Annotated in this window: 25 protein-coding genes and 1 tRNA gene; 15 read left to right on the top strand and 11 right to left on the bottom strand. The window is 66.3% G+C overall.

The window, feature by feature from the left end:
* Nucleotides 1-30 precede the first annotated feature (30 nt).
* Both ATO11_RS15130 and ATO11_RS15125 read left to right on the top strand, forming a co-directional pair.
* The gene (locus tag ATO11_RS15130; protein ID WP_050531751.1) at nucleotides 31-609 is read left to right on the top strand and encodes a YqaA family protein; all 579 of its coding nucleotides are present in this window, start codon (nucleotides 31-33) and stop codon (nucleotides 607-609) included.
* The gene (locus tag ATO11_RS15125) at nucleotides 606-1,079 is read left to right on the top strand and encodes a disulfide bond formation protein B (RefSeq protein ID WP_050531750.1); all 474 of its coding nucleotides are present in this window, start codon (nucleotides 606-608) and stop codon (nucleotides 1,077-1,079) included. Before ATO11_RS15130 ends, ATO11_RS15125 begins: the two co-directional genes overlap by 4 nt.
* Nucleotides 1,080-1,130: 51 nt before the next feature.
* On the opposite strand, the gene ATO11_RS15120 is transcribed toward ATO11_RS15125, so the two are convergent.
* The 5 genes from ATO11_RS15120 to purC form a co-directional block, all read right to left on the bottom strand.
* Nucleotides 1,131-2,465 (bottom strand): sigma-54-dependent transcriptional regulator, encoded by a 1,335-nt coding sequence (locus tag ATO11_RS15120; RefSeq protein ID WP_050531749.1) that lies wholly within the window; start codon nucleotides 2,463-2,465, stop codon nucleotides 1,131-1,133.
* A gap of 18 nt (nucleotides 2,466-2,483) precedes the next feature.
* The gene (locus ATO11_RS15115; protein ID WP_050531748.1) at nucleotides 2,484-4,244 is read right to left on the bottom strand and encodes a sensor histidine kinase; all 1,761 of its coding nucleotides are present in this window, start codon (nucleotides 4,242-4,244) and stop codon (nucleotides 2,484-2,486) included.
* Between the two features lie 36 nt (nucleotides 4,245-4,280).
* Nucleotides 4,281-4,946 carry a phosphoribosylformylglycinamidine synthase subunit PurQ gene (purQ, locus tag ATO11_RS15110; RefSeq protein ID WP_050531747.1) on the bottom strand — a complete coding sequence of 222 codons (666 nt, stop codon included), beginning with the start codon at nucleotides 4,944-4,946 and terminating at the stop codon, nucleotides 4,281-4,283.
* Nucleotides 4,943-5,185 carry a phosphoribosylformylglycinamidine synthase subunit PurS gene (purS, locus tag ATO11_RS15105; protein ID WP_050531746.1) on the bottom strand — a complete coding sequence of 81 codons (243 nt, stop codon included), beginning with the start codon at nucleotides 5,183-5,185 and terminating at the stop codon, nucleotides 4,943-4,945. Before purS ends, purQ begins: the two co-directional genes overlap by 4 nt.
* A 73-nt stretch (nucleotides 5,186-5,258) precedes the next feature.
* A complete protein-coding gene (purC, locus tag ATO11_RS15100) occupies nucleotides 5,259-6,020 on the bottom strand; it encodes a phosphoribosylaminoimidazolesuccinocarboxamide synthase (protein ID WP_050531745.1) in 762 nt (253 codons plus the stop codon).
* 160 nt (nucleotides 6,021-6,180) lie between these two features.
* On the opposite strand from purC, the gene ATO11_RS15095 reads away from it, so the two are divergent.
* A complete protein-coding gene (locus ATO11_RS15095; RefSeq protein WP_050531744.1) occupies nucleotides 6,181-6,492 on the top strand; it encodes a DUF1476 domain-containing protein in 312 nt (103 codons plus the stop codon).
* Nucleotides 6,493-6,671: 179 nt separating this feature from the next.
* Nucleotides 6,672-7,685 (top strand): betaine--homocysteine S-methyltransferase, encoded by a 1,014-nt coding sequence (gene bmt, locus ATO11_RS15090; protein WP_050531886.1) that lies wholly within the window; start codon nucleotides 6,672-6,674, stop codon nucleotides 7,683-7,685.
* A 1-nt stretch (nucleotide 7,686) separates the two neighbouring features.
* On the opposite strand, the gene ATO11_RS15085 is transcribed toward bmt, so the two are convergent.
* Nucleotides 7,687-8,631 carry a LysR family transcriptional regulator gene (locus ATO11_RS15085; protein WP_050531743.1) on the bottom strand — a complete coding sequence of 315 codons (945 nt, stop codon included), beginning with the start codon at nucleotides 8,629-8,631 and terminating at the stop codon, nucleotides 7,687-7,689.
* Between the two features lie 102 nt (nucleotides 8,632-8,733).
* On the opposite strand from ATO11_RS15085, the gene ATO11_RS15080 reads away from it, so the two are divergent.
* Nucleotides 8,734-9,009 (top strand): DUF4242 domain-containing protein, encoded by a 276-nt coding sequence (locus tag ATO11_RS15080; protein WP_050531742.1) that lies wholly within the window; start codon nucleotides 8,734-8,736, stop codon nucleotides 9,007-9,009.
* Here the strand turns inward: ATO11_RS15080 and ATO11_RS15075 are convergent.
* Entirely contained in the window at nucleotides 9,006-10,097 is a 1,092-nt protein-coding gene (locus tag ATO11_RS15075; RefSeq protein WP_050531741.1) for a PA0069 family radical SAM protein, read from the bottom strand. The genes ATO11_RS15080 and ATO11_RS15075 overlap by 4 nt on opposite strands.
* A gap of 186 nt (nucleotides 10,098-10,283) precedes the next feature.
* Between ATO11_RS15075 and ATO11_RS15070 the strand changes: the two genes are divergently transcribed.
* From ATO11_RS15070 to ATO11_RS15060, 3 genes are all read left to right on the top strand, one after another.
* Nucleotides 10,284-10,988 (top strand): corrinoid protein, encoded by a 705-nt coding sequence (locus ATO11_RS15070; RefSeq protein WP_050531740.1) that lies wholly within the window; start codon nucleotides 10,284-10,286, stop codon nucleotides 10,986-10,988.
* A gap of 48 nt (nucleotides 10,989-11,036) precedes the next feature.
* Nucleotides 11,037-11,666 carry a DUF1638 domain-containing protein gene (locus ATO11_RS15065; protein WP_050531739.1) on the top strand — a complete coding sequence of 210 codons (630 nt, stop codon included), beginning with the start codon at nucleotides 11,037-11,039 and terminating at the stop codon, nucleotides 11,664-11,666.
* 280 nt (nucleotides 11,667-11,946) lie between these two features.
* Nucleotides 11,947-13,251, top strand: coding sequence for a LecA/PA-IL family lectin (locus ATO11_RS15060; protein ID WP_110553719.1), 1,305 nt, complete (start codon nucleotides 11,947-11,949; stop codon nucleotides 13,249-13,251).
* A 43-nt stretch (nucleotides 13,252-13,294) separates the two neighbouring features.
* Here the strand turns inward: ATO11_RS15060 and ATO11_RS15055 are convergent, their stop codons facing one another.
* Nucleotides 13,295-13,702, bottom strand: a complete 408-nt coding sequence (locus ATO11_RS15055) for a SufE family protein (RefSeq protein WP_050531737.1) — start codon at nucleotides 13,700-13,702, stop codon at nucleotides 13,295-13,297.
* A 129-nt stretch (nucleotides 13,703-13,831) separates the two neighbouring features.
* Between ATO11_RS15055 and ATO11_RS15050 the strand changes: the two genes are divergently transcribed.
* Nucleotides 13,832-14,332 (top strand): hypothetical protein, encoded by a 501-nt coding sequence (locus ATO11_RS15050; RefSeq protein WP_050531736.1) that lies wholly within the window; start codon nucleotides 13,832-13,834, stop codon nucleotides 14,330-14,332.
* 9 nt (nucleotides 14,333-14,341) lie between these two features.
* Here ATO11_RS15050 and rnd read toward each other — a convergent pair whose 3' ends face one another.
* The 3 genes from rnd to purM all read right to left on the bottom strand — a co-directional run bounded on the left by rnd (nucleotide 14,342) and on the right by purM (nucleotide 17,202).
* Nucleotides 14,342-15,499, bottom strand: coding sequence for a ribonuclease D (gene rnd, locus ATO11_RS15045; protein WP_050531735.1), 1,158 nt, complete (start codon nucleotides 15,497-15,499; stop codon nucleotides 14,342-14,344).
* 69 nt (nucleotides 15,500-15,568) lie between these two features.
* Complete coding sequence (gene purN, locus ATO11_RS15040; protein ID WP_082176355.1) at nucleotides 15,569-16,159, bottom strand: phosphoribosylglycinamide formyltransferase; 591 nt, start codon at nucleotides 16,157-16,159, stop codon at nucleotides 15,569-15,571.
* Nucleotides 16,156-17,202, bottom strand: a complete 1,047-nt coding sequence (gene purM / locus ATO11_RS15035) for a phosphoribosylformylglycinamidine cyclo-ligase (RefSeq protein ID WP_050531734.1) — start codon at nucleotides 17,200-17,202, stop codon at nucleotides 16,156-16,158. The genes purN and purM overlap by 4 nt, the downstream gene beginning before the upstream one ends.
* Before the next feature lie 97 nt (nucleotides 17,203-17,299).
* Between purM and ATO11_RS15030 the strand changes: the two genes are divergently transcribed.
* From ATO11_RS15030 to ATO11_RS21690, 6 genes are all read left to right on the top strand, one after another.
* A tRNA-Ile gene (locus tag ATO11_RS15030) sits at nucleotides 17,300-17,376 on the top strand.
* Between the two features lie 80 nt (nucleotides 17,377-17,456).
* Nucleotides 17,457-19,064, top strand: a complete 1,608-nt coding sequence (locus ATO11_RS15025; protein WP_050531733.1) for a thiamine pyrophosphate-binding protein — start codon at nucleotides 17,457-17,459, stop codon at nucleotides 19,062-19,064.
* A gap of 1 nt (nucleotide 19,065) precedes the next feature.
* Nucleotides 19,066-20,238 (top strand): CaiB/BaiF CoA transferase family protein, encoded by a 1,173-nt coding sequence (locus ATO11_RS15020; protein WP_050531732.1) that lies wholly within the window; start codon nucleotides 19,066-19,068, stop codon nucleotides 20,236-20,238.
* Between the two features lie 74 nt (nucleotides 20,239-20,312).
* Nucleotides 20,313-20,780 carry a DUF302 domain-containing protein gene (locus tag ATO11_RS15015; RefSeq protein WP_050531731.1) on the top strand — a complete coding sequence of 156 codons (468 nt, stop codon included), beginning with the start codon at nucleotides 20,313-20,315 and terminating at the stop codon, nucleotides 20,778-20,780.
* A gap of 178 nt (nucleotides 20,781-20,958) precedes the next feature.
* The gene (locus tag ATO11_RS21695; protein WP_050531730.1) at nucleotides 20,959-22,335 is read left to right on the top strand and encodes a tetratricopeptide repeat protein; all 1,377 of its coding nucleotides are present in this window, start codon (nucleotides 20,959-20,961) and stop codon (nucleotides 22,333-22,335) included.
* A 54-nt stretch (nucleotides 22,336-22,389) separates the two neighbouring features.
* Nucleotides 22,390-23,625, top strand: coding sequence for an OpgC family protein (locus ATO11_RS21690; RefSeq protein WP_242601435.1), 1,236 nt, complete (start codon nucleotides 22,390-22,392; stop codon nucleotides 23,623-23,625).
* Nucleotides 23,626-23,681 lie beyond the last annotated feature (56 nt).

Raw genomic sequence — 23,681 nt, 5'->3', positions numbered from 1 at the left:
GGTGCCGAACCATTGCCGCACGGGCCTGACATGATCCGACGCCTTTACGACTGGACCCTGCGCCTGGCCGAGCATCCCCGCGCTTTGTGGGCGCTGTTTTTCGTGTCGTTCATCGAGGCGTCGGTCTTTCCCATTCCGCCGGACGTGCTGATGATCCCGATGATCCTCGCCGCGTCGCGCCGCGCGTGGCTGGTGGCCGCCACCGCGCTTGTCGGGTCGGTTCTGGGCGGTCTTCTGGGCTATGCCATCGGCGCCTTCGCCTTCGACAGCGTCGGCGCGCCGCTGCTGGAGGCGATGGGCAAATCCGCCTCGATGGAGGCGTTCAACGACCGCTTCAACGGCGTGGGGTTCTGGGCCGTGCTGGTGGCGGGCCTCACCCCCTTCCCGTTCAAGGTCATCACCATCATGTCGGGCTGGACCGGCATGCCGCTGGCCACCTTCATCGTGACGTCGATCATTGCGCGCGCGCTGAGGTTCTTCATCGTAGCCGCGCTCCTGTGGAAATTCGGCGCCCCCATCCGCGACTTCATCGAGCGGCGACTTGGCTGGGCCTTCGCCGCCTTTCTGGTTGTTCTCATTGCCGGTTTCGCGGCAGTAAGGGTCCTATGACACGCACCACCCTCATCCTGATCGCCGCCGCCGGGTCCGCCGCGCTTTTGCTTGGCGCATTCGGTTTCCAGCACCTTGGCGCGCTGGCGCCGTGCAAGCTCTGCCTCTGGCAGCGCTGGCCGCATGCCGTGGCGGTGGCACTGGGCGCGCTGGCGCTGCTGCTTGCGGGGACGGGGCAGCGCGTCATCGCGCTGCTGGGTGCCGTGGCCGCCTTCACGACGGCGGGCATCGGCCTTTACCATGTCGGGGTCGAGCAATCGTGGTGGGAAGGTCCGAACACCTGCACCTCGGCGCCAGTGGGAACCCTGTCGACCGACCAGTTGCTGGACCAGATCATGACCGCGCCGCTGGTCCGCTGTGACGAGATCGCATGGTCCTTCGCGGGCCTGTCGATGGCCGGCTGGAACATGGTGATCGCCTTCGGGCTGGGGCTCGTCTGGCTCGCCGCCGCGCGGCAACGCGACGCCTGATCCGGACGGTATGGAGGTGATGTAGGTCGGCTGCTCGTCAGCCGACCCCCTTCACAGGTAGTCGGACCGTTGCAGGGCGTATTTCGCCATCTTCTCGTTCAGGGTCCGGCGCGGCAGGCACAGCTCTTCCATCACGCTGGCGATGGATCCCTTGTGACGCCGCATCGTGTTGTCGATCAGCATCCGCTCGAACGCCTCGACATATTCCTTGAGCGGCTTGCCCTCGGTCGTCATCACCGGCTGCATCTCTTCGTGGTCGTTCATCAGGAGCGACGCGATCGTGCCCGACCCGCGCCGGTTCTGCAGCACCGCGCGCTCGGCCACGTTGATCAGCTGCCGCACGTTGCCGGGCCACGGCGCCTGCAACAGCTGCGCCGCTTCCTGCGCCGACACGTCCGGCGCCTCGCACCCGTATTCCTCGGCGAATTGCTCGCTCAGGCGGGTGAACAGCGTCAGGATGTCCTCGCCCCGCTGGCGGAGCGGCGGCACGGTGATCTTCAGCGCCGCCAGCCGGTAATAGAGGTCCGAGCGCAACGCGTCCTCGCAGGTCTTGTCCTGCTCCTGCAGGTTGGAGATCGCAACGATCCGCGTCTCCGCCGGCGTGCCCTGTTCGTTGATCACGCCCAGAAGCCGCGCCTGCAGCGTGTCCGACAGCGCCTCGATATCCTCAAGCACCAGCGTCCCGCCGCGAGCCTCCTCGATCGCGGGCAGGAAGGCATCATCGGCGCGCGCAGGCCCGAAGAGCCGCCGCGACAGCGCCTCTTCCTCCAGCGCACCGCAGGACAGCAGCACGAACTTCTTGCCCGCCCGGCTGCCCACCGCGTGCAGCGCATGCGCAACCAGCGTCTTGCCGGTGCCGGTCTCCCCGTCGATCAGCACATGGCCGTCGGCCTGCCCGAGGTCGAGGATATCCTCCCGCAACCGCTCCATCACGGGCGACGCGCCGATCAGCTTCTTCATCAACTGCCCACCATCGGACAATTCGCGGCGCAGCGCCCGGTTGTCGAGCGTCAGGCGGCGCGCGTTGGCGGCCTTCTTGGCCAGTTCGGTCATCCGGTCGGGGTTGAACGGCTTTTCCAGGAAATCGAATGCGCCGACGCGCATCGCCTCCACCGCCATCGGCACGTCGCCGTGGCCGGTTATCATGATGACCGGCAGCGCGCTGTCGGTGCCCATCAGCTTGCGCAGGAATTTCATCCCGTCCATGCCCGGCATCTTGATGTCGGTGATGACGATACCGGGGTAATCGGCCCCCAGCTTGCCCAGCGCGTCCTCGGCGGACGGGAAGGTTTCGGTGTCATAGCCCGACAGTGCCAGCCACTGGCTGATCGATTGCCGCATATCCTGTTCGTCATCGACGATCGCGATTTTCATGGGCCGTGCCATGCCTGATCTCCGCTCGTTTTATTCCGCTGCCGCGGTTTGTTCGTCCAAGATAGGCAGCTGCATCTCGAATACAGCCCCCCCGGCCTCGGCGTTTCGTGCCGTCAGCCGACCGCCCAAATCGTTCACGATGCCGGACGAGATGGCAAGGCCCAGCCCCACCCCGTCGCCGGGACGCTTGGTGGTGTAGAATGGCTCGAACAAGGCATCCAGATCCTCGATGCCATGCCCGTTGTCCCGCACCGTCAGGGTCGCGGTCTCGCCCTGTGCGAGGATGATCTCGATCTCGGGATGCTCGGCGCCCTTGGTGGCGTCCAGCGCGTTGCGCAGAAGGTTCACCATGACCTGTTCGATGCGCACCCTGTCGCCCAGCACGCGCACCTCTTCCGAGGGCAGGATCCGGGTGATCCCCACCTGCCGCGATTTCAGCTGCGGCTCCATCATCGACAGGGCCGAAGCCAGCGCATCCCCCATGTTTACCGGGCTTAAACTCTCTGCACCCTTGCGGGCATAGGACTTCAACTGCCGCGTGATCGTGCCCATCCGCTCGATCAGGTCGTCGATGCGCTGGAACGACGACAGTGCCTCGTCGGGCCGGTTCCGGCCCAGCAGAAGACGCGCGCCGGCAAGGTAGGTCTTCATCGCTGCAAGCGGCTGGTTCAACTCGTGGCTGACGGCTGCCGACATCTCGCCAAGGGCGGCCAGTTTCGACGATTGCGCCAGCGTCTGTTCGGCCACCGCCAGCGTCTGCTGCACGCGCTCCCGCTCGGCAATTTCCCGCTGTAGCCTTGCGTTCAATGCGCGAAGCTCTGCCGACTCGCGTTGGAACAGCCGCATGCGGACCGCCGTCTTGCGACTGAGGAAATAGAAGGCCAGCGCCAAGAGGATCGCGAATCCCATGATTTCGAGCGCGAGGACCGAATTCACCCGTTCGCGCACGCTGGCGTAGTTGGTGAAGGACACGATGCGCCAGCCGCGGAAGGCCAGCCGCGCCTCGGACCGCATCATCGCCTCGCCGGCGAGGTAGGCGTCGGCCGGCAGCGCCGTCCAGTCCGCCGTGGCCTGTATCGCGCGTTCGATGGCGCCTTCGGGGTCCTGCCGTGCCAGCGCCTCGTCCTCCATCAGGCCCCGCCACCGCGGTTCCGTCGCAAGGATGATCGTGCCCTCGCTGTCGGTCACCAGCACGGCCGCCGTGATCCCGGCCCAGGCGCGTTCGAACTTGGCCAAATCCACCTCGACGGCGATCACGCCCAGCGTCTCGCCCTCTGCCTGCACCTTCCGGGAATAGTAGAAATGGTAGCCCGACGCCTCGCGCGGCACGAGAGAGAACACCGTGGCGCTGGACCGCACCGCGTCAAGGAAATGCCGCTGGTCGCGCATGTTGACGCCGATCCGGGTCCGCTCGGTCGCCGCCACGACGCGCCCGTCCTTGTCCATCAGGAAAAGCGAGGCCGCGCCGATCTCTTCCACAAACCCGATCAGGCGCTGGGTCGACCGGGAGTAATCGCCGTCGCTCAGCGCCCCGATCAGCTCGCGGTCGCGCGCCAGAAGCTGCGGCACGATCGCGTTCGACCGCAACTCCGACAGCAGGTTGCCCGAATGCAGCGCCAGCCGCAGGTCGGCGCGGTTGCGCGTGCTTTCCGTAAACCGCTCGGTCAGGTAGGTGTTGGTCAGCCAGACCGTCAGCGCCGCGATCCCGAGAAGGACAAGCAACGCGATCCGCACCCGCCAGCTGATCGCCGACGTGCGCTCGCGCAAGCTGGGTGAGGCGCCGTTTGCCATGACCGCACCCTAGGCGCCCCGGCAGGTGGTCTCAAGTCACGCGGGCGCGAGCGCGCCCACGAGATGCGCGAAAAGCGGCTGACCGTCGGTTGCGCCATGGCCCGCATCCACCGCGCGCTCGGGATGCGGCATCATCCCCAGAACGCGCCGGTTCTCCGACAGGATGCCCGCGATGTCGCGGTCCGACCCGTTGGGATTGTCGGTATAGCGGAACGCGACGCGCCCCTCGCCCTCCAGACGGTCGAGCGTCTCTGCATCGGCGCGGTAATTGCCGTCATGGTGCGCGATGGGCAGCGCGATCTCGGCCGCCTCGCCATACCCGGCGGTGAATTCCGATTGCGCGCCCACGGTCAATCCGACCGTGCGGCACAGGAATTTCAGCCCGGCATTGCGCATCAGCACGCCGGGCAGCATCCGCGCCTCGGTCAGCACCTGGAAGCCGTTGCAGATGCCAAGGGCGTAACCGCCCCGCTCGGTATGCCGGACCACCGCGCGGCAGATCGGCGACTGCGCCGCGATCGCCCCGCACCGCAAGTAATCGCCATAGGAAAAGCCGCCGGGAATACCAACCACGTCCACGCCCTCGGGCAGGTCGGTCTCCTTGTGCCAGACCCGCGTGACATCCGCCCCCGCCCGCTCGAACGCCACCGCCAGGTCGCGATCACAGTTCGATCCGGGAAAGACGATGACCGCCGCCTTCACGCGCTCACCTCGATCTCGTAACGCTCGATCACGGTGTTGGCGAGAAGGCCTTCGCACATCTTCTCGACCTCGGCCCGCGCCGTCGCCTCGTCCGCGGCGTCGAGGTCCAGCTCAATCACCTTGCCCTGCCGCACACCGCCGACACCGCCGAACCCCATCGCGCCCAGCGCATGGCGCACCGCCTCGCCCTGCGGATCAAGAACCCCGTCCTTCAGCATTACGTGCACTCGCGCCTTCATCTCGCTGCCCCTGCTTCTTCTCTTCGTCAAATATGGCCCCCGGAGGGCCCGCCTGCCGCCCGCGCCGCCGCGCTCAGTTGATGAGCGTCGGCTTGGTGATCGGCATCGCGCCCTTCTGGATCACGCCCAGCCGCTGCGCCACTTCCGTGTAGGCATCGGTCAGGTTGCCCAGGTCGCGCCGGAACACGTCCTTGTCGAGCTTCTGGCCCGTCTCGATATCCCACAACCGGCAACTGTCGGGGCTGATCTCGTCCGCCACGACCAGTCGCTGGTAATCGCCTTCATAGACGCGCCCGATCTCGATCTTGAAATCCACCAGCCGGATGCCGACGCCGTACATCAGGCCCGAAAGGTAATCGTTGACCCGCAGGGCAAGGCTCAGGATGTCGTCCATGTCCTGCTGCGAGGCCCAGCCGAAGGCCGCGATATGCTCCTCGGTGACCAGCGGATCGCCCAGCTTGTCGTCCTTGTAGCAATATTCGACGATCGGGCGCGGCAGCGCCGTGCCCTCCTCGATCCCCAACCGCTCCGACATCGACCCGGCCGCGAAATTGCGCACGATCACCTCCAGCGGGATGATCTCGCAGGACCGCACCAGCTGTTCGCGCATGTTCAGGCGGCGGATGAAATGGGTGGGCACGCCGATCGCGTTCAGACCGGTCATGAAGAACTCGCTCAGGCGGTTGTTCAGCACGCCCTTGCCGTCGATCACGTCCTTCTTCTGCGCGTTGTACGCGGTGGCATCGTCCTTGAAATACTGCACCAGCGTGCCGGGCTCGGGGCCCTCGTACAGGATCTTCGCCTTGCCTTCGTAAATCTTCTTGCGCCGTGCCATCTGGGGGTAACTCGCTTTCTCGCAGCGCCTCTCGCGGACCGCGTGCCCGCGTCATAGTGGATGCGCCCGCCCCCCGCAAGAAGCCTCCCCTTGCACCTGCCCTGACCGAGAGGCATATCGGATGGGAACGAAACCTGTCCCGACCGAGGAGGCCAGTCACATGTCGAGCTTTGATGAACGCGAAGACGCCTTTGAAAAGAAATATGCCCACGATGCAGAGATGCAGTTCAAGGCCGAAGCCCGCCGCAACAAGATGCTCGGCCTCTGGGCCGCACAATTGATGGGCAAATCCCCGGAAGAGGCCAAGGCCTACGCCACCGAGGTCGTGAAAGCCGACTTCCAGGAAGCGGGCGACGAAGACGTCTACCGCAAGATCGCGGGCGACCTGGGCGACGCCGCGTCCGAGGCCGAGATCCGCGCGAAGATGGCGGAATACCTGCTCGAGGCCAAGGCGCAGATCCTCGCCGAATAACCCGGCACCGCGGGTCCGGCCCATGGGCGGCCGGGCCCCGCATCGCGAGGCGGCCCATCAGGGCCGACGAGCAATCCCGGCAAAGATCATGCGCTTCATTCATGATCTACATGCAAGACTTCGATTTGATTCATCACTGGCAGGCGTGGGACAAGAACGCTGTCAACGATGAGCCTCCCATGACCAATCCCCTCGAAATTCTCCTCGACCGCCGTGACTGGCTGCTGGCCGACGGCGCGACCGGAACCACGCTGTTCGACATGGGCCTCGCCTCCGGCGATGCGCCTGAATTGTGGAACGCCGATCACCGCGACCGCGTGCGTACGCTCTACAAGGGGTCCGTGGATGCGGGCAGCGACATTTTCCTCACCAACTCCTTCGGCGCCAATGCCTCGCGCCTCGCGCTGCACAATGCCGCCGACCGCACCTTCGAACTGAACCGCCTCGCCGCCGAGATCGGGCGCGACGTGGCCGATGCCGCCGGGCGGCCGGTGATCGTTGCCGGCTCGGTCGGCCCCACGGGCGAAATCCTTGAACCCGTGGGCGCGCTGACCCATGCCCGCGCGGTGGCGATGTTCCACGAACAGGCCGAGGGCCTGAAAGCGGGCGGGGCCGACGTACTCTGGCTCGAAACGATCTCCGCGCCCGAGGAATTCAACGCCGCGGCCGAAGGCTTTGCGCTGGCCGACATGCCGTGGTGCGCGACCATGAGTTTCGACACGGCCGGGCGCACCATGATGGGCGTGACCTCCACCGCCTACGCGGCCCTGGTCGAGGCGCTGCCGAACCCGCCGCTGGCCTTCGGGGCCAATTGCGGGACGGGCGCATCCGATCTTCTGCGCACCGTCCTCGGCTTTGCCGGGACAGGCACGACACGGCCCATCATCGCCAAGGGCAATGCCGGCATCCCGAAATACCACGACGGCCACATCCATTACGACGGCACCCCCGACCTGATGGCCGATTACGCCGTCATGGCCCGCGATTGCGGCGCACGGATCATCGGCGGGTGCTGCGGCACGACGCCCGAACACCTGCGCAAGATGCGCACCGCCCTTGAAACGCGGAAGCGGTCCGCGCCCCCGTCGCTCGACCAGATCGCCGCGGCGCTCGGGGCCTTCACCTCCGACAGCGACGGAACGGGCGACACCGCCGCCCCGGCCCGCCGGACGCGCCGCCGCAGCCGCGCCTGACCTAGACCCCGAAGGTGCGGCGCATCGCGGCGCGGTCGGCGGCGGCCTTTGCCGCCATCCAGTCGCGGAACCGGCGCTGCACCGGCCCCAGCCGCCGGGCCTTCTGCCAGACCAGCCGGTGCCAGAAGCGCGCCGGCACCACGCTTCGCGGACCCAGCGGCATGACAAGCTCGCCGTCCATGACGCCGTGCAGGCTGTCCGCCAGCCCGCCCAGCACCAGGCCCAGCCCCATCCGCGCCATCCGCGCGCCCGAGGCCGACATCTCCACCGCCGCGCCCGCGCCCGCGCCCTGCGGATCCACCTCGATCCCCGTACGCGCCGCCCATTCGTGCCAGCCGCACCATTCCGGGTCCGACGTCGCCACCGGAGACCAGACCATCGGCACCCCGGCCAGCGTGCGCGTCTCCGGGCCCAACCCGTAGCGCCGCGCGAAATCGCGTGTGCAGATGGGCACGACGCCGCTGGGCATCAGGTCGACCGATCCCAGGTCCGGCCCCGGATCATCCATGTAGCGGATCGCGAACTGGATGTCGGACCGGGAGAGGTCGACCACCTCCCACCGCGTGTCGAGCCGCAGGTCCAGTTCCGCCTCGGTCGCGAACAGGTCCGGCAGGTGGCGCGGCAACCAGACCTCGGCAAAGGTCTGGGTGACGGTGATCGACAGGTGATCCGGCATCTCCGCCCCGTCGAGCCGCCCCGCGACCTCTCCCAACGCCGCGAAGGCGCGTGCCAGCGCCTCCCTTTCCCCCGCCAGCGAGGATGTCGGGACCAGCCCGGCAGAGGTGCGCCGGAACAAGTCACGTCCCAGCCGCGCTTCGAGCCGCCGGATCTGCGCCGTCACGGCGGCCTCGGTCACGCCCAGTTCGGCGGCCGCCGCGGCCACGCCGCCCAGCCGTGCCACCGCATCCGCGGCCTGCCAGCCCTTCAGGTGAGAGACGGCGCGCATGTGCCACAACATTTTGTCATGTCGGACCATCGATAACTGACGTGCAGGCGACAGCGCAAGCGCGCAGGATAGGACCATCAGCCAACAGGACAGGAGGCCGCCATGCAAACCTATGTCATCGAAAGGGAAATACCGGGGATCGGGTCAATGTCGCCCGCCGAACTGAGCGTTGCGGCACAGACATCCAACGCCACGCTGGCCCGGCTGGCCCCGCGCGTGCAGTGGCAGCACTCCTATGTCGCCGACAACAAATCGTTCTGTATTTACCTGGCCGAGGACGAGGCCGCGATCAAGGAGCACGCGCAGGCAAGCGGGTTCCCGGCGGACAGGATCACCCCGATCGGCAAGCGGATCGACCCGACAACCGCGCGGCTTTAACCGACGTCAAACAGCGAAAGCTGGTCTCCCGCCCGCTCCGGCCTGCGAAAGAGGTCGGTGCGGAGCGGGGGCAGGCGTATGTCCAGCCCGTTGGCCCGCGCCGCGCGACGCCAGCGGGCCGCGATCATCTGGGCGTAATGCCCCTCCCCCCTCAACCGGTGCCCCCAGCGCGCGTCGTAATCCTGCCCGCCATGCATTTCCCGCACCCGCGCCATGACCCGCGCCGCGCGGTCGGGTACGTGTTCTTCGAGCCATTCGCGGAAGAGCGGTGAGACCTCTCGCGGCAGGCGCAGCATGACCCAGCTTGCGCCCACGGCCCCGGCCTTGGCTGCCGCGGCCAGAAGCGCCTCGACCTCGTGATCCGTCAGCCCCGGCACGATCGGAGAGGTCATGACCCGCACCGGCACCCCGGCCTCCGACAGCCGCTGCACTGCCGCCAACCGGCGCGCGGGCGTGGGGCAGCGCGGCTCCATCGCGCGGGCGAGCCGCGCGTCGAGCGTCGTGATCGACATGCCCACTCGCACCAGCCCCTCCGCCGCCATGGGGCCAAGCAGGTCGATATCCCGCTCGATCAGAGTACCCTTGGTCACTATGGCCACCGGGTGCCGCGCGCGGGCCAGCACCTTCAGCACCTCGCGCGTCAGGCGGCGGTCCCGCTCTTCCGGTTGGTAGGGATCGGTCGCCGTGCCAAGCGCCAGAACGTCGGCGCGGTAGGACGGCTTGCGCAGCTCCGCCTCCAGCACCTCAGCCGCGCCGTCCTTGGCCACCAGCCGCGTTTCGAAATCAAGCCCCGCCGACAGGCCCAGATAGGCGTGCGTGGGCCGTGCAAAGCAGTAGACGCAGCCATGCTCGCACCCGCGATAGGGATTGATCGCGCGGTCGAACGACAAGTCGGGCGAGGTGTTGCGGGTGATGACGCGGCGCGGATGTTCAACGCTCACCTCGGTCCGGAAGGGCGGCAGATCCTCCTCCCGGTCCCACCCGTCATCCACCGCTTCCCGCGCCAGGTCGAACCGGCCGGGCGCGTTGCTGACGGCGCCTCGCGCACGCCGTCGCGCCGGATCGATGGCATCGGGTGGCTGGGTCATGGGCCATGATTAGAACAAATGCGGAACATTCACAACAAGCCGATAATCTTCTTGAAGGATTATCATTTCACAATGCGCGGCGCCGCCCCTAGAAGTCGGGGACGGAACCGCCGATGTCGGTTTTCAGACAGCCCGGATACGCACTTCGCGCGAAGGCTGGCAAAACACCCCGCACGGAGCCCCGCCATGTCGGACCAAGAAGACGATATCATCCTTTCCGAACTGGACGACGACGAACTTGTCCAGCAGATGTTCGATGACCTCTATGACGGTCTGAAGGAAGAGATCGAGGAAGGCGTGAACATCCTCCTCGAACGCGGCTGGGAACCCTACCGCATCCTGACCGAGGCGCTGGTGGGCGGCATGACCATCGTGGGCCAGGATTTCCGCGACGGCATCCTGTTCGTGCCCGAGGTGCTGCTGGCCGCGAACGCGATGAAGGGCGGCATGGCCATCCTGAAACCGCTTCTGGCCGAAACCGGCGCACCGCGCGTCGGCAAGATGGTGATTGGCACCGTGAAGGGCGACATCCACGACATCGGCAAGAACCTCGTGTCGATGATGATGGAAGGCGCGGGATTCGAGGTTGTGGACCTTGGCATCAACAACGCCGTTGAAAGCTACTTGGAGGCGATCGAGGCGGAACAGCCCGACATCCTCGGCATGTCGGCGCTGCTGACCACCACAATGCCCTACATGAAGGTCGTGATCGACACGATGGTCGAACAGGGTATCCGCGACGATTACATCGTGCTGGTGGGCGGTGCGCCCCTGAACGAGGAATTCGGCAAGGCCATCGGTGCCGACGCCTATTGCCGGGATGCCGCCGTGGCGGTGGAGACGGCCAAGGAATTCGTCGCACGCAAGCACAACCAGCGCGCCGCCGGGTAACCGGGCGGCGTATTGATCGCACCCGGCGGGATGGGGCATCCTTGCACCATGGACGATCAAAGCCTCACGCATGACGGGTTGGACGCGGCCGGAACGGGCCGCATCCTTCTTCTGGCCTGCGGCGCGCTCGCGCGGGAGATCATCGCGCTGAAAGAGGCGAACGGCTGGTCGCACATGGACCTGCAATGCCTGCCCGCCATCTTCCACATCGCGCCCGACAAGATCGTGCCGGCGGTGGAAAAGGTGGTCGCGGAACGGCGCGCCGATTATGCCGACATCTTTGTCGTCTACGCCGATTGCGGAACCGGCGGGCTGTTGCAGGCGGCCTGTGACCGGCTGGGCGTCCGGATGATCGCCGGGCCCCATTGCTACAGCTTCTTCGAGGGGAACGAGGCCTTCGCCGCCCGCGCCGAGGACGAGATCACGACCTTCTACCTGACCGATTTCCTCGCCCGGCAATTCGACGCCTTCGTGTGGAAACCACTCGGGCTCGACCGGCACCCGGAATTGAGGGACACCTATTTCGGCCACTACACCCGCGTGGTGTACCAGGCCCAGACGGACGACCCCGACCTGACCGCCCGCGCCCGCGCCTGTGCCGACAGGATGGGCCTTAGCTTCGAGCGGCGGTTCACGGGGTACGGGGACCTGAGAATCGCGCTTCAAGAATTCGCGTGATGGCGAACACAGGCGCGCGCTGGAGGGCATGTTCCGGCGCCGCATAATATCCTGAACGTAGACAATTCCTAAAGTTGTCACAGAACAATCGCGCCGTATTAAGTGATTGAATTATCGGGATGTCGACTTTTCTCCAGTGCTCTTTCGGCTGCTTTTTTTCATACGGTAGAATCTCCGAAAAAATCTAACTCACTGAATTTGTTGACTCACGGCTTCCGATACTCGTAACGTTCCCATCAGGAATTTTTTGTTCCTTTTTATTTCACATAGCGAGACTGAAATGAGCCAGACTAAATTAAAGGTGCGCGCGGATTCACCGCAATGGACCGATAGCGGGATGGAGTTCAAGCCCGGCGATGAATTCACGATTTTTGCCGAGGGCAAGATTGCGAACCAGGGACCAACCAACCTGCGCGTACCACCGGAGGGTAGCGGCGTTATTGCGGAGAAGCATTCAAGCTTCCCGGCCAAGGGATTTGCCAAGCACGGTTTGATCGGCCGGATCAAGGCCGATGACGGCACGGCGCAAATGTTCGCCGTCACCTCCGAAACGCAAACGATCAAGGTCGAGAAAAGCGGCAACCTCAGTTTCATCGTCAACGACAATGAAGGCATGTACGGTGACAACGGGGGCAGTTTCGACGTCACCATCTCGCGGTTGTCGAAGGACCCCGGCCATACCCGCGGTTCGCTCGAAGTCCTGAATGAATCGCGGATGAACATGCGGCCTTTGTCAGAAGGCGGGCACCGTCCGTACGACCAGCACCAGGTGCACGAACTGCGAGAGCCGATCCACGTTCAAACCCCGCGCACCACGGTGGAAATCGTTTTCGACGCGTCGGGTTCCATGGACACGGAAATCGAGTTGAACGATCGCACGGAAAAGCGGATCGATGTCGCGAGATTTCTTGCAAAGAAGACCGCATGGGCCGCGATCCCGCCGCAGTGCATCCTGGCGTTGCGCGTGTTCGGCCCCAAGCTGCCGGGCGCCGAAGAGCAGACGCGTTCGAATGGCGATTCCTACTTCACCACCTTGATGTCGCCGCCCCATTTGGCGGAAGAGCACGATCAGGTTGCCGGCGCGCTGCAGGAAGTGCATGCGAGCGGCGCCACTCCCATTGCCGCCTCGCTGGCGCGCGTGCCTGACGACCTTGGAGGGACGGATCCGGAATCCCATCGGATCGTGGCCCTTTTCACCGACGGTGACGAAAACTGCGACGGCAACGTCGATGAAGCCATCCAATATCTCACCACTACCGGCCACGACGTCGTGCTCAACATCGTCGGTTTGAACATTTCGGACGATGCCCACAAGGAGAAGTTCGAAAGATGGGCCGCTGCTGGCAACGGCACCTATTTCGATGCAGGGCACCCGCAGGCGATGCAGCGCTCGATGGCGCTGGCCGTCAATGCACCGTTCACGGTCACGTCGACGAGCACCGGAGAAATGGTGTTCAAGGGCCATGTCAGCGGTGAGAGCGCCGCGCTGGATCCGGGCGAATACACCGTGTCAATCGGCCGGAATTTCAGGACAAACGTTGAAATCGAACCCGGCCAGAAAACGCGGATCGTGGTGGGTCACTGACGGCGCCTGTCCGGGAAAATACCGCGATCCAGCGGCCAGGGCATCACGCCTTGGCCGCGACCTCGCGGATGCGGCCGATCATCGCGCGCAGCCCGTTCGAGCGTTGCGCCGACAGGTGATCGTTCAGGCCCAGCCGCGCGAACTCGGCGCCGGCGTCGACGCGGGCGACCTCGCCCATCGGCAGGCCGTCATACAATGCACGCAGGACCGCGATCAGGCCGCGCACGATCATCGCGTCGCTGTCACCGCGGAAATGGAAGGTGGACCCGTCGGGTTCGGGATGCAGCCAGACCTGGCTGGCGCAGCCATCCACCTTGGTCGCGGGCACTTTCAAAGCGTCATCCAGCGGGGGCATCGCCTGCCCCTTCTCGATCACGTAACGGTACCGGTCCTCCCAATCGTCGAAAAACTCGAAATCCGCCACGATGTCTTCGAATGCCGGTTGCGCCATGTCCGCCCCTGCCCTTGCCGTTGTCCCTGACCTAGGCGAGCGCACCCGCGACGTCCAGTGCGCGGGCAAGCCTTTTCAACGCGTCCGCGATCCACTAGGGTCGCGCAAAAGACGAGCGAAATCCGATCCATGACACGCGCCATTTCCATCCTCATCCTGTCCGCCTTCGTGTTGAGCAGTTGCGGTGCCGTGCGCGAGTCGCGCCTGAACCCGTTCAACTGGTTCGGTCGCGGCGAACCGGTGGAACTGGACGCGGCGCGCGAAAGCAACCCGCTTATTCCGCAACGGTCGGTCTTTGCCGCGCGGCGCCCCGACAAATCCTATTCCGGCGTGCCCGTCCTGCAGGTGACCGACCTGCGGGTCGACCGCAAACCGGGCGGTGCGCTGATCGTGGCGACCGGCATCACCGAACGGATCGGCGCCTATGACACGCGGCTGGTGCTGGAAGGGGTCGAAGGCAGCACCCGCGTCTACGCGCTGCGCACGCTTTACAATCCCGGCATCACCGCCGTCGGCACCTCGCTTGCGCGTACCGTGACTGCGGGCGTGCGTGTATCGGACGACGACCTTGCCGGCATCTCCCGCATCCGCCTGGTCAGCGCGTCGAACGCGCTTGAATCGCGGCGCTGAGGGACAGCCCTACAACTCGATGGTGACGACCCGGCTGCCCTTGGCGGCCAGCGCGGTCTTGCCATCGCACAGGCGCAACGCCTCGTCCCCGAACACCTCCCGACGCCAGCCCGACAGGGCCGGCACGTCGCGCGACCCCGCGGCGATGGCATCGAGGTCCGAGGCCGAGGCGATCAGGCGCGAAGCGACCTCGGTCTCGTCCGACTTGGCCTTCAGAAGCACCCGCAGAAGGTCGGCAAGCGCGGGATTGACCTGCAGCTTCTCGCGGCCCCGTTCGGCCCGCGGCAGATCGGCGTCGGGCATGTTCAGCCCGGCCTCGACCGCCTCCAGGATACCTTCGGCGATCGCGCCCTTGCGCGCCTCGCGAAGCAACAGCCGCGACCGGCCAAGGTCCTGCTGAGACCGTGGCTTGGTCGAAGCGAGCTCCACCAGCGCGTCATCCTTGAACACCCGGTTGCGCGGCACGTTGTTGGCCTGCGCATAGCGTTCGCGGAACGCCGCCAGTTCCTTTACAAGACCAAGGAACCGCGTCGAATTCGTGCGGGTCTTGACCCGCTGCCACGCCTCGTCGGGCGGGTTCTGGTAGGTTTCGGGCGCCGTCAGGATCGCCAGTTCCTCTTCGACCCAGTGCGCCCGCCCGCTCTTGTCGATCTTGGCGGCGAGGTGCTCGTAGATCTCGCGCAGGTGGGTGACGTCGCCCAGCGCGTATTTCTTCTGCGCGTCACTCAGAGGGCGGCGCGACCAGTCGGTGAAGCGGGAGGACTTGTCGAGCGACTTGCGCGCGATCTTGCGCACCAGCGTCTCGTATCCCACCTGCTCCCCGAACCCGCAGACCATCGCGGCGACCTGCGTGTCGAACAGCGGTTCGGGAAAGACGCCCGCCTCGACGAAGAAGATCTCGATATCCTGCCGGGCGGCGTGGAACACCTTCACCACCGACTTGTCGCGGAAGAGGTCGTACATCGGGTCAAGCGACAGATCGCCCGCCAGCGGATCGACCAGCACCGCGTCGTTTTCGCCGTCACCGGCATAGGCCAGCTGGATCAGGCACAGTTTCGAGTAATAGGTCCGTTCCCGCAGGAATTCGGTGTCGACAGTCACGTAGTCGGTCTGCGAGGCGCGGGCGCAGAAATCTGACAGCGCCTCGGTTGTTGTGATCGTTTCCATGCGTGCCTTGTCGTTCTGTCCTGCCACTCTACAGATGCCTCGTGAACGGGCAACCTGTGATTGCGGCTCCTAGATGTGGATCGGCGTCCGGTCCCCACTGGCAAAGCGGCGCAGCACGGCGGGGTAAAGCTCGTGCTCTCGCGCCAGCACGCGCGCGGCCAGCGTCTCTGGCGCTTCTCCCGGCACCACCGGGACCTTCGCCTGACCAAGGATCGGCCCGTCATCAAGGTGCGGCGTGACCTCGTGCACGGTGCATCCGTGTTCCGTCTCTCCCGCCGCGAGGGCCCGCGCGTGGGTGTCGAGCCCGCGGTATTTCGGCAGAAGCGAGGGGTGAATGTTCAGCATCCGGCCCGACCAGCGATCGACGAACCCCGCCGTCAGGACGCGCATGAACCCGGCAAGGCAGATGATGTCGGGCGCGGCCTCGGTAATGCGGTCGTGCAGAACCGCCTCGAATGCCGGGCGGTCGCCCTTGAACGGGCGGTGATCGACCACCGCCGTCTCGACCCCCATCTCGGCGGCGCGGGCAAGGCCGCCCGCATCGGCGGAATTGGCAAGGACAAGGCAGGGACGCGCGGGATGGTCGTCTACCATGCTGCGCACCAGCGCCACCATGTTCGACCCACCGCCCGAAATCAGGATCGCGACGCGGCGCGTCACGCAAGCGCCCCCGAATACCGGACGCCCTTGCCTTCGACGACGCGACCCAGCGGCACGACCGTCTCGCCCGCTTCGTGCAGCGCGACGGCGACGGCTTCGGCCTCGGACGCGGCGGCGACAACGATCATCCCGATCCCGGCATTGAACGTCTTCAGCATCTCGGCCTCTTCGACGCCGCCCACCTCGGCCAGCCAGCGGAACACGGGTGGCAGTTTCCATGCGGTCAGATCTACTTCGGCCCCAAGCGCGTCAGGCAGGACACGCGGCAGGTTCTCGGTGATGCCGCCGCCGGTGATATGCGCCAGCCCATGCACGCCGCCCGTCTTGATCGCCGCCAGCGCCGGTTTGACGTAGAGCCGCGTGGGCGTCAGCAGCGCCTCGCCCAGCGTGCCGTCGCCAAAGGGCGAGGCCGCGTCCCAGCCCAGCCCCGACATCTCGACGATGCGGCGCACCAGCGAATAGCCGTTCGAATGCACCCCGTCCGAGGTGAGGCCCAGAAGCACATCGCCCTCACCCACGCCCGCAGGCAGCGCCGTGCCGCGTTCCATCGCGCCGACGGCAAAGCCTGCAAGGTCGAAATCCGCGCCCTCGTACATGCCCGGCATCTCGGCGGTTTCGCCCCCGATCAGCGCGCAGCCTGACCGCACGCAACCCTCGGCGATGCCTTCGACGATCGCGGTCGCGCGGTCCACGTCCAGCGCGCCGGTGGCGAAATAGTCGAGGAAAAACAGCGGCTCGGCGCCCTGGCACACAAGGTCGTTCACGCACATCGCCACAAGGTCGATGCCCACGCCGCCGACATGGCCGGTATCGATGGCGATCCGCAGCTTGGTGCCGACACCGTCGGTCGCGGCGACCAGCACGGGATCGGTGAACCCCGCCGCCTTCAGGTCGAACAACCCGCCGAACCCGCCCAGCCCAGCCATGACACCGGGCCGCATCGTGCGCTTGGCGGCGGGCTTGATCCGTTCCACCAGCGCGTTGCCCGCGTCGATATCCACCCCTGCCTCTGCATAGGTCAGGCCGTTCTTGGCTTGGCTCATGGTCGGTCCCTCGTTTTGCGCCCCGGATACGCGAGCCGTGCGCGCGAGTCCACGGCCCTTGACGCCCCTCGCCGCCATTGCCAAACACGTGCGCGGAGGGCCTGTAGCTCAATTGGTTAGAGCAGAGCGCTCATAACGCTTTGGTTGCGGGTTCAAGTCCTGCCGGGCCTACCACCCTTCCCCTCACTTGGGCGTGAGTGCGTCTTGCGCCGCCGCCCGCCCTTCGGCAAGACAGGCCCGACGGGAGAGATGCCATGCCGGACAAACGCGCCGCCGATTACCTTGCCGAACGGCTTTACGAGGCCGGGTGCCGCCACGCCTTCGGAATGCCCGGAGGAGAGGTGCTGACGCTGGTCGACGCGCTGGAAAAGGCGGGCATTTCCTGCGTGCTGGCCCGCCACGAAAACGCCGCCGCCTTCATGGCCGAAGGGGTCTGGCACCGCACAGGCGCGCCCGGCATCCTGATTGCCACGCTGGGCCCCGGCATCCTGAACGGCATCAACGCCATCGCAAATGCCCATCAGGACCGCGTGCCGCTGATCGTGCTGGCGGGTTGCGTCGACGCGGCAGAGGCCGAAACCTATACCCACCAGGTCGTGGACCAGCAGGCGGTGCTCCGCCCGATCACCAAGGCGTCGTTCCGGCTGACGGCAGAGGCCTGCGACATCGTCGCCGACAAGGCCGTGACCATCGCGACCGAGGACCGCCCCGGCCCGGTCCATATCGACGTGCCCATCGGTGTCGCGAATACCCCCGTCACCGTGGCGCGCCTGACCCGCAGGCCCGCCGCCATGCCCGCCGTGCCCGCCGACCTTTCTCAAGCCGCGGCGTGGCTGTCAGAGGCCGAGCGCCCGGTGATGATCGCAGGCCTCGATGCGATGAACGAAGATGCGGGCGACGCCGTGCGGGGCATGGCCGAACGCTTCCGGATACCCGTCATCACGACCTACAAGGCCAAGGGGATTCTGGATGAAGATCACGCCCTAAGCCTTGGCGGTGCGGGGCTTTCTCCACTTGCCGATTCGGCGCTGGTGCCCTTCGTGCAGCAATCCGACCTGATCCTGTGCGCCGGATATGACCCGATCGAGATGCGGCCCGGCTGGCGCGACGTGTGGGACCCCGCCCGCACCCGCGTGATCGACATCGCCGCCGTGCCGAACCACCAGTACATGCACCAGGCCACGCTCAACGTCGTGGGCAACACCCGCGCCACGCTCGAGGCCTTGTCGAAGGCGGCCACGCCGCGTGAGACTTGGGCGAATGGCGAGGTGCAGGCGGTCAGGTCCGAATTGGCAAAACTGTTCCCGGTCAATGACCTGTGGGGCGCAGCTGCGGTGATAGACGAGGTCGAGGCGGCCTTGCCCGCCGACGCCATCGCCACCGTCGACAGTGGCGCGCACCGCATTCTCCTCAGCCAGATGTGGACCTGCCGCGCGCCGCGCACGCTGCTGCAATCCTCGGCGCTTTGCACGATGGGCTGCGCGATGCCGCTGGCGTTTGGCGCGAAACTGGCCGAACCCGACCGCCCGGTCGTGGCCTTCGTGGGCGATGCCGGGTTCATGATGGTCGCCGGAGAGGTCTCCACCGCGCTCGACCTCGGCCTGCCGGTCATCATCGTGGTCTTCGTCGACGCCTCCCTCGCCCTGATCGAGAAGAAGCAGCGCGAGCGGCAATTGCCCAACGCCGCCGTCGATTTCGGCCATTTCGATTTCGCGGCCATCGCCCGCGGTTTCGGCGGGTACGGTCACACGGTCCGTTCCCGCGAAGAGCTGCACGCCGCCATGGCAACGGCGCTGACCGCCGACCGCGTCACCGTGATCGCGGCGGAGATTGACCGCCAGTCTTACGATGGGAGGATCTGACATGCCGGGACCGCTGGACGGACTTTTCGTGCTGGACCTGTCGCGCATCCTCGCCGGGCCGACCTGCACGCAGCTTCTGGGCGATCTGGGGGCCGAGGTCATCAAGATCGAGGCGCCGGGCAAAGGCGACGATACGCGCGGCTGGGGGCCACCTTACGTGATGGGCGAAGACGGACAGCCGACGGATTTGTCGGCCTACTACATGTGCGCCAACCGCAACAAGAAATCCGTGACGGTCGATCTTGCGTCTGCCGAGGGGCAGGAGACCATCCGCAAGCTCGCCGCCCGCGCCGATGTGGTGATCGAGAATTTCAAACCCGGCGGGCTGGCCAAGTACGGGCTGGATCACGCGACGCTCTGCGCGGCGCATCCGGGCCTTGTCTATTGTTCGATCAGCGGGTTCGGGCAAACCGGACCGAACCGCGACAAGCCCGGATACGACCTGATGGCGCAGGGCTATGGCGGGATCATGTCGCTGACCGGAGAGGCCGACAGACCGCCCATGAAGGTCGGCGTGGGCATCGCGGACGTGATGTGCGGGATGTACGCGACTGTCGGCATCCTCGCCGCGCTGCGCCACCGCGACCGGACGGGCGAAGGCCAGCACATCGACCTCGCGCTGGTGGACACGCAAATGGCGTGGCTGATCAACCAGGGCACCAATTACCTGACCTCGGGCAATGTGCCGTCGCGGATCGGCAACGCGCATGTGAACATCGTGCCCTACGACGTCTTTGCAACCTCCGACGGGCACGTGATTGTCGCGGTGGGCAACGACGCGCAGTTCGCGCGCTTCTGCGATTTCCTCGGCCAGCCCGGCTGGGCCGACGACCCGGATTTCGCCACCAACACCGCCCGCCTGAACAACCGCGCGCGGCTGGAGCCGATGATCGCCGACGCCATGCGTCAGCACGCCATGGACGCGGTGATCGCGGGGCTTGAAGCGCGCAAGGTACCGGTCGGCCCGGTCAACGACGTGGCGCAGGCGCTTGGATCGGACCAGGCGCAGGCGCGGGGCATGACGGTGTCGATGCCCGTGCCGGGCAGCGCGGACGGGGCGGTGACGCTCTTGGGCAATCCGCTCAACTTCTCGGCCACGCCCGTCACCTACCGCCGCCCGCCACCTTCGGTCGGTGCGGATACCGACGAGGTCCTGTCCTCCCTCGACCCGTGATCGCGGCGAGTTGATTTGGTGCATCGGCGGTAAGTTGGGACAAGGCAGGCGTCACCCAAGACCGGAGAACCGCCATGCGCCCCCTGCTCGCCGCCCTGTTTCTTGCCCTGTCACTGTCGCCCGCCGCCGCGCTTGAACCGCGCGACGGATGGGTCGTCTTGCCCACGATCCATACCTATGCCGACCTCGTCCAGCGGGTGCGCGCGGCGGTGAAGGACGCGCCCATCAACATCGTGACACAGGCCAGCGCCAGCGATGGCGCGCGGATGCAGGGGCACACGATCCCCGGCAACCGCGTCTTCGGGCTGTATCGCAACGATTACGCCCGCCGGATGCTCGACGCATCCGTCGCGGCGGGGATCGAGGCACCGATCCGCCTGTACGTGACCGAGAACGCCGACGGCACGGCCACGCTCAGCTACAAGACCCCCACGGCGGTCTTCGCCCCCTATTTCGACGAGGGCGGTCTGGCCTTGTCGGACCTCGCCGCCGAGCTTGACACGGTCTTTTCGCAGATCGCCCAAAACGCGGGCAATCCATGAGCCGCGCCGCGAAAAACGCGCCATCGGCAAAGTGTTGCGGGATATGCGGGGGGCGCCGGGCAGGTTCCGGCTCACACCCTGTCACGACATGGTGATGTTGCATATGCAAGGATTGTGCGACGGGGGTACGGCACGCTACGCCACCTTGGACCGCTTTGGCAGCAAGGACAGTTGAGCGATGCACCATGACCAGTTCGGCTACCCCGTAACCGTGTCCAGTCCCGATGCCGGCAAGGCGTGGGACAGCCTGGTGACCGCCTTTCTTGCCCATTCGGCAGCGGCGCCCGAACATCTGGGCGCGGCGCTGGCGGCCGATCCCGATTTTGCCATGGCCCACGCCGCCAAGGGCCTGTTCTACGTCCTGCTGGGCCGGCGCGAATTGATGGACACCGCGCAAGAGGCGCACGCCGCCGCCCTTGCCGCCGCCGACCGCATCCCGCCGACCGACCGCGAGATCGGCGTGGTCCGTGCACTGACGGCCTACCTTGCCGGGCGTCCGAGCCAGGCCGTGGCCGAGATGGAGGTGATCCTCGCCACCCATCCCGAAGACGCCTTTGCCATGAAGCTTGGCCACGCGATCCGCTTCGTTCTGGGTGACAGCAAGGGCATGCGCGCCTCGATCGAGGCGGTCCTGCCGCATTACGCGCCAGACCACCCTGCGCGCGGCTACCTGATGGGATGCTATGCCTTCGCGCTGGAAGAGACCGGGGAGTACGAACAGGCCGAAACCGCGGGCCGGATGGGGCTTTCGCTGTGCCCCGACGACGCATGGGGGCTGCATGCGGTTGCGCATGTGCATGACATGACGGGCAATTCCCGCGCGGGCCTCGGCTGGCTGACCGGGCGGGAAGCGGCCTGGGCACATTGCAACAATTTCCGCTACCACGTCTGGTGGCACAAGGCGCTGATGCATCTCGACCAGGGGGAGACCGCAACCGTGCTCGCCCTATACGACGACCAGATCCGGGCCGAGAAGACCGACGATTACCGCGACATCTCGAACGCGACATCGCTGCTATCCCGGCTGGAGCTTGATGGCGTCGAGGTCGGCGACCGGTGGGAGGAACTGGCGGACCTGTGTGCCAACCGGACCGAAGACGGCTGCCTGATCTTCGCCGATCTGCACTACATGCTGGCGCTGGTCGGCGGGCGGCGGGAGGCGGCCGTGGGCACGATGCTCAAACGACTGCATGCCGATGCGCGGGCCACCTCCAGAACAGAGATCACGGCGCGCATGGCGCGTCCGGGCCTCAGCGCCGCGACCGGGCTCGAAGCGTTTGGCGACGGGGATTACCGCAGCGCGTTTCTGAACCTCGCCCATGCGCGCGGCACGATGCAGCAGGCCGGCGGCAGCCATGCCCAGCGCGACGTGTTCGAACGCCTGACGATCGACGCGGGCATCCGCGCCGGATTCCTCGACGAGGCCGAGGACATCCTGCGTGACCGCACCCGCCGCCGCGCGGGCCGCGAGGATCGCTTTGCCACGGTTCGGATGGACCTGATCGCAGATGCCCGCGGCCCATGGTCCGCGCATGACCGGCTTCCGGCGGAATAGCCCGCCATGGCGAGCCTTGCCGATCCCCACGCAATCCCGCAAAACGCGGCCACCATGGCGACGCCCGTACAGAAAGTGCGCGATATCCGGCTGGATTTCTTCCGCGGCATCGCGATGTTCATCATCCTTCTCGCCCATACGCCGGGCAACCTGTGGACGCGCTGGATCCCGGCGCGCTGGGGCTGGTCGGACGCGACCGAGATGTTCGTCTTCTGCTCGGGCATGGCCAGCGCCATTGCCTTCGGCAAGCTGTTCCAGACCCGTGGACTGGGCTGGGGCAGCCTGCGCATCAGCTTCCGCGTCTGGCAGGTCTACTGGGCGCATATCGGCCTCTTCATGGTGATCCTCGCCACCATGCTGGCCGTCAACGCGCTGGGGTTCGACCTGCGCGACTATGTCGGGCAGCTGAACCTCTACCCCTTCCTCAACAACCCCGAGGGCAACGTGATCGGCCTCATGACGCTGACCTATGTGCCCAACTATTTCGACATCCTGCCGATGTACCTCGTGATCCTCGCCATGATCCCGCTGGTCATGGCGCTGGCGCGGATCGACGTGCGGCTGGTGGCGCTGTTCGTGGGCGCGGTGTGGCTGGCCGCGAACCTTGAAATTGCCGAGCTGTGGCAGGACGGTGACATCACGCCCCTGCAATTGCCCGCGCAGTTGTGGTTCCCCGAAGGTTCGAACGCGCGGCCGTGGTTCTTCAACCCGTTCGGGTGGCAACTGGCCTTCTTTACCGGCTTCGCCCTGATGATCGGCTGGATCCCCACCCCGCCGGTGAACCGCTGGCTGATCGGCCTCGCCGTGGTTTTCGTCGTCTGGTCGTTCTTCTTCTCGTCCGTGGGCCTGCGCAATTTCGGGTGGCTGCCCGAGTGGTGGGACCCGGTGCGCGATACCCTGCGCGGCTGGCGGCGCGACATGGGCGTCTTGGCGCACAAGACCGATTTCGGCCTCCTGCGCTATCTGCACATGCTGGCGCTGGCCTACCTTGCATGGGTTCTCGTGGGCCCCGGCGGCGCGCGCCTGACAGCGCATGACGCGCTGCAGCCGGTGATGCGGCTGATCGTGAAGGTCGGGCAGCAATCACTGGCGGTCTTCGTCTTCTCGATGCTGCTGGCGCGGCTTCTGGGCGTGTGGCTCGACGAGACCTCGACCCTGTCGGACAGCGGGCGGCTCGTGCGTGATCCGTGGATCAACGCGGGTGTGAACCTCGCCGGCTTCGGCCTGATCATCGGCTGCGCCTACATCGCGGGCTTTTACAAGTCGCAGCCGTGGAAGGTGCGCAAGTGATCCGGCGCGAGGTCCTGCGCCTGCTGGCCGCCGTGGCGGCCACGCCCGCCGCCGCC

This window comes from Pseudaestuariivita atlantica, assembly GCF_001205715.1.
GTDB classification, from domain to species: domain Bacteria; phylum Pseudomonadota; class Alphaproteobacteria; order Rhodobacterales; family Rhodobacteraceae; genus Pseudaestuariivita; species Pseudaestuariivita atlantica.
This window is presented reverse-complemented; position numbering and strand designations above follow the sequence as displayed.

Excerpts from the sequence above, each read along its gene's own strand:
- ATO11_RS15130 (WP_050531751.1), top strand. The coding sequence starts at position 31 with ATGATCCGACGCCTTTACGACTGGACCCTGCGCCTGGCCGAGCATCCC.
- ATO11_RS15125 (WP_050531750.1), top strand. The coding sequence starts at position 606 with ATGACACGCACCACCCTCATCCTGATCGCCGCCGCCGGGTCCGCCGCG.
- ATO11_RS15120 (WP_050531749.1), bottom strand. The coding sequence starts at position 2,465 with ATGGCACGGCCCATGAAAATCGCGATCGTCGATGACGAACAGGATATG.
- ATO11_RS15115 (WP_050531748.1), bottom strand. The coding sequence starts at position 4,244 with ATGGCAAACGGCGCCTCACCCAGCTTGCGCGAGCGCACGTCGGCGATC.
- purS (WP_050531746.1), bottom strand. The coding sequence starts at position 5,185 with ATGAAGGCGCGAGTGCACGTAATGCTGAAGGACGGGGTTCTTGATCCG.
- purC (WP_050531745.1), bottom strand. The coding sequence starts at position 6,020 with ATGGCACGGCGCAAGAAGATTTACGAAGGCAAGGCGAAGATCCTGTAC.
- ATO11_RS15095 (WP_050531744.1), top strand. The coding sequence starts at position 6,181 with ATGTCGAGCTTTGATGAACGCGAAGACGCCTTTGAAAAGAAATATGCC.
- bmt (WP_050531886.1), top strand. The coding sequence starts at position 6,672 with ATGACCAATCCCCTCGAAATTCTCCTCGACCGCCGTGACTGGCTGCTG.
- ATO11_RS15085 (WP_050531743.1), bottom strand. The coding sequence starts at position 8,631 with ATGCGCGCCGTCTCTCACCTGAAGGGCTGGCAGGCCGCGGATGCGGTG.
- ATO11_RS15080 (WP_050531742.1), top strand. The coding sequence starts at position 8,734 with ATGCAAACCTATGTCATCGAAAGGGAAATACCGGGGATCGGGTCAATG.
- ATO11_RS15075 (WP_050531741.1), bottom strand. The coding sequence starts at position 10,097 with ATGACCCAGCCACCCGATGCCATCGATCCGGCGCGACGGCGTGCGCGA.
- ATO11_RS15070 (WP_050531740.1), top strand. The coding sequence starts at position 10,284 with ATGTCGGACCAAGAAGACGATATCATCCTTTCCGAACTGGACGACGAC.
- ATO11_RS15065 (WP_050531739.1), top strand. The coding sequence starts at position 11,037 with ATGGACGATCAAAGCCTCACGCATGACGGGTTGGACGCGGCCGGAACG.
- ATO11_RS15060 (WP_110553719.1), top strand. The coding sequence starts at position 11,947 with ATGAGCCAGACTAAATTAAAGGTGCGCGCGGATTCACCGCAATGGACC.
- ATO11_RS15055 (WP_050531737.1), bottom strand. The coding sequence starts at position 13,702 with ATGGCGCAACCGGCATTCGAAGACATCGTGGCGGATTTCGAGTTTTTC.
- ATO11_RS15050 (WP_050531736.1), top strand. The coding sequence starts at position 13,832 with ATGACACGCGCCATTTCCATCCTCATCCTGTCCGCCTTCGTGTTGAGC.
- rnd (WP_050531735.1), bottom strand. The coding sequence starts at position 15,499 with ATGGAAACGATCACAACAACCGAGGCGCTGTCAGATTTCTGCGCCCGC.
- purM (WP_050531734.1), bottom strand. The coding sequence starts at position 17,202 with ATGAGCCAAGCCAAGAACGGCCTGACCTATGCAGAGGCAGGGGTGGAT.
- ATO11_RS15025 (WP_050531733.1), top strand. The coding sequence starts at position 17,457 with ATGCCGGACAAACGCGCCGCCGATTACCTTGCCGAACGGCTTTACGAG.
- ATO11_RS15020 (WP_050531732.1), top strand. The coding sequence starts at position 19,066 with ATGCCGGGACCGCTGGACGGACTTTTCGTGCTGGACCTGTCGCGCATC.
- ATO11_RS15015 (WP_050531731.1), top strand. The coding sequence starts at position 20,313 with ATGCGCCCCCTGCTCGCCGCCCTGTTTCTTGCCCTGTCACTGTCGCCC.
- ATO11_RS21695 (WP_050531730.1), top strand. The coding sequence starts at position 20,959 with ATGCACCATGACCAGTTCGGCTACCCCGTAACCGTGTCCAGTCCCGAT.
- ATO11_RS21690 (WP_242601435.1), top strand. The coding sequence starts at position 22,390 with ATGGCGACGCCCGTACAGAAAGTGCGCGATATCCGGCTGGATTTCTTC.